Annotated in this window: 1 pseudogene; it reads left to right on the top strand. The window is 64.8% G+C overall.

What is annotated here, in order from left to right:
- Positions 1-400, top strand: a pseudogene (locus EN925_RS39415) (ABC transporter permease); the annotation flags it as partial.

Here is a 400-nt window from a genome sequence, read left to right as displayed (position 1 = left end):
GTTCCAGCTTTCGTCGCCACCCTCGGCGTCATGTACATGGCGCGCGGCCTGGCGCTGCTGATGACCAGCGGCCTGACCTACAACAATCTCGGCGGCAAGCCGGAGCTCGGAAACACCGGCTTCGATGCGCTTGGCTTCAACCGCTTGTTCGGCGTGCCGACGGGCGTCGTGGTTCTCGTGGTCATCGCGCTCATTGGCAGCATCGTCCTGAACCGCACCGCTTTCGGGCGCTGGCTCTACGCCTCGGGCGGTAATGAACGCGCGGCCGAACTCTCCGGCGTTCCGGTCAAAACAGTGCAGATTTCCGTCTATGTGCTGTCGGGCATCTGCGCCGCCATTGCCGGCCTGATCCTGTCCTCGCAGCTTACATCGGCGGGACCGACCGCCGGCACCACCTACG

It is taken from the genome of Mesorhizobium sp. M7A.F.Ca.US.006.04.2.1 (genome assembly GCF_004022915.1).
GTDB classification, from domain to species: Bacteria; Pseudomonadota; Alphaproteobacteria; order Rhizobiales; family Rhizobiaceae; genus Mesorhizobium; species Mesorhizobium ciceri.
The sequence above is the reverse complement of the archived record's forward strand: the minus strand, read 5'-3'. Positions and strand labels throughout refer to the sequence as shown.